The following is a 3,066-nucleotide window of genomic DNA, read 5'->3' as shown; positions in this document are numbered from 1 at the left end:
AAAAACAGCAATGGGGAAATCCTACTATTGCTAGAATTATTACCGGTGGAACTGGAGGGTTATTAGCTGGTTTATTTGGGGTTGGTGGTGGGGTAATTATGGTACCTCTGCAAATTCTTTTACTGGGTGAACCTATCAAAGTTGCTATTCAAACAAGTCTAGGTGTCATTGTTGTCACTTCTATTTCTGCTGCTTTTGGTCATTATTTGAATGGTAATGTTGTATTTGTGGCAGGTTTGATTCTGGGTTTTGGAGGTTTGATCGGCGCTCAAATTAGCACTCGTTTTCTGCCGAAGTTACCTAGTTCAGTTGTGAGTTTTGCTTTTCGGAGTTTGTTGGTAATTTTAGCTATTTATACATTTTGGAAAGCTTGGCAAATGTGGCGCTATGGGTAAGTCAGAATTTAGAATTCAGGAGTCAGAAGTAATCATCCCTAACTGAGTTTAAGCACTTATAAATGTTCTAACCTATCTGCGTAGTACTATGATTTAGGAAAGTCCGTTAGGGTGCGTTATATCAAATCCGGTAGCATTGGTGTAATTAGATAAAGATGCTGGGGAGATTCGGAGATTCCAAGATTCGGAGATTCCAAGATTCGCAGATTCCAAGATTCGCAGATTCGGAGATTCGGAGATGGGGAGATTCGGAGATATAGAAAGATTTAGCAATAACTGAAGAGGGAACATTTTTTTATACCGAATTAAGCGGATTTGATATTAGGGGAAGAAAGTGGAGCGTAACGTACCGTTTTTTTTGTTGCTAATATCTGACTTTATGTCAACCTTTAATAGCACGATTTTTTTTCTTGCTTTGAGGTGGGTGCGTTACGCTATCGCTAACAGCATCCTACTGGACTGACACATCTAAAACTGTGCATTTAGGGAGTAGGGGAGAAAGATTGTTGTTGGGTTTCGTCCCTCAACCCAACCTACATCTATTGCACAATTGTAAGGTGTGTCAGTCCACTACGTCTACCTAAATTCTACCTCAACCTTTGACAGCACCTGCAGTAATACCTTGAACAATTCGCTGTTGAGCTATTAATACCAAAATTACTAAAGGAAATGTACCTGTGACTGTTGCTGCAGCAATAGGTCCATAGGGAATTTCAAAGAGGGAAGTACCACCTATTTGAGCAACTGCAACGGGAATAGTATACATTTCTGAACGAGTAATAAAAGTTAGGGCAAAAATAAACTCATTCCAAGCAAAAATAAAGGTTAAAATTCCTGTGGTTACTAATGCTGGAATTGTGAGAGGTAAAACAATATTCCACAACATAGAAATTGTGTTGTAACCATCTATTTTAGCTGAGTCTTCTATATCTTTTGGTAACTGTTGGAAAAAGCTTCTTAAAACCAGAATTGTCAAAGGTAAATTAATGCCTGTGTAAGGAATAATTAAGGATATATAGTTATTACCTAAACCAATAGCTCTAATAATTTCTAGCAGTCCCAAAAATAACAACACATAGGGAAACAGACTGACGATTAAAACACAGGCAATAATAATATTTTCTCCAGGTATTTTTAATCGTGCCAAAGTATAAGCAGCGGGCGCTCCTATTCCTAAACAAATAATTGTTGAAATAATAGAAACAAAAGCACTATTAAAAATATAGCGAATAAAACCCCAACTGAGACTGAGATAGTGTTCAAAAGTTAATTGGTTTAGGGTGGGAAAGTAGACATTAGGAACTGCTGAAATTGCCTCATTAGTTTTGAAAGAAGTTAGTAACTGCCATAAGACAGGAGCGAGGCAAAATATTACAGTTAAAACCACACTTATCCACAGAATAATTCTACCTATTTTGATTGATGATCGATTTTTTGATATAGACATTTTTGATTCCTTATTTTAACTTTTGACCTCTCCCCCAACCCCTCTCCTGCAAGGAGAGGGGAGAAATATTCTCCCCCTTCCCTCGTAGGGAAGGGGGTTGGGGGGTTAGGTTTTTTCAACTGACTTTTAACTTTTGACTTTTAACTTTTGCATAACGCTAGTAGCGATCGCTACGGCAAGAATTAGTAATAGAAATGTTACTACTACTAAAGATGCTCCATAACCAAAGTCTAAATAACGTCTAATAGTAGCATAAATATAGATAGAAATTGTTTCTGTGGCTCCTGCTGGTCCACCTCCTGTCATTACTTGTACTAGGTCAAAAATGCCGAATGCTTGAGCAAATCTGAATAACAAAGCAATTATTATTTGTGGCATTAATAGTGGGATAGTAATTTGTTGAAAACTTTGGATTGGGTTGGCACCATCAATAGCATGAGCTTCATATAAATCAGAGGAAATTGATTGTAATCCTGCTAATAAAATAATGGCAATAAATGGCGTCGTTTTCCAAACATCAGCAATAATCATTGCCAACATTGCTCGGAAGGGGTCGCCTAACCAAGTAATATTAGTTTGAATTAATCCTAAACGCAGAAGTATATCGTTAACTATGCCAAATTGGTCGTTAAAAATCCATGCCCAACCTAACCCAATAGCTGCAGTTGGTAATGACCAAGGAATGAGATTAATCGTACGAACAAAGCCTCTACCTCGGAATGATTTATCTAATATTAAAGCGATGCTCATTCCTAATATTAATTCTAAGAAAATTGAGAAAGTTGTAAATATTGTTGTGTTCCATAAAGTTTGCCAAAAACGACCGTCAGTTAATATTCTATTGTAGTTAGTTAAGCCTGAAAAAATCGGTTTTAATTCTGTACCAAGATTTTGTGTAAATAGACTTAACCAAAGAGCGCGACCAATTGGGTAAGCAAATACAAATAGTAATATTAGAATGGCTGGGGTTATTAATAGCCATCCTGTTAATTTTTCTCTTTTTTCGAGGGAGTTGGAGATCAAAGTAGTTTTGGAATTTTTCATAGATTTTTTGTAAGCATTCAGCCGTCAGCTATAAGCTATCAGCTCTTACTTTTAGTTTGGCTAATAAAAGCTTTATTATTCAGAATTAAATTTTACTACAGAAGTCAGTTTTCAAGTCGATATTCATTTAAACCTTCTCTTTAAGGTTGAGGTTTTATTGCTGAAAGCTGAAAGCTAATA

Annotated in this window: 3 protein-coding genes; 1 reads left to right on the top strand and 2 read right to left on the bottom strand. The window is 36.4% G+C overall.

What is annotated here, in order from left to right:
- A partial coding sequence (locus F6K22_RS37225; RefSeq protein WP_293109786.1) for a sulfite exporter TauE/SafE family protein occupies positions 1–395 on the top strand: 395 nt, incomplete at its 5' end.
- 592 nt (positions 396–987) lie between these two features.
- Here F6K22_RS37225 and F6K22_RS37220 read toward each other — a convergent pair.
- Entirely contained in the window at positions 988–1,842 is an 855-nt protein-coding gene (locus tag F6K22_RS37220; protein ID WP_293109784.1) for a carbohydrate ABC transporter permease, read from the bottom strand.
- A 126-nt stretch (positions 1,843–1,968) separates the two neighbouring features.
- Positions 1,969–2,886, bottom strand: a complete 918-nt coding sequence (locus tag F6K22_RS37215) for a carbohydrate ABC transporter permease (protein ID WP_293109782.1) — start codon at positions 2,884–2,886, stop codon at positions 1,969–1,971.
- Positions 2,887–3,066: the final 180 nt, after the last annotated feature.

Origin of the sequence: Okeania sp. SIO2F4 (assembly GCF_010672385.1) — a bacterium.
GTDB lineage: Bacteria > Cyanobacteriota > Cyanobacteriia > Cyanobacteriales > Microcoleaceae > Trichodesmium.
Note: the sequence above shows the minus strand (reverse complement) of the source record. Positions and strands in the feature narration are given on the sequence as shown.

Coding starts and splice junctions, on each gene's coding strand:
- F6K22_RS37220 (WP_293109784.1), bottom strand. CDS start 1,842: ATGTCTATATCAAAAAATCGATCATCAATCAAAATAGGTAGAATTATT.
- F6K22_RS37215 (WP_293109782.1), bottom strand. CDS start 2,886: ATGAAAAATTCCAAAACTACTTTGATCTCCAACTCCCTCGAAAAAAGA.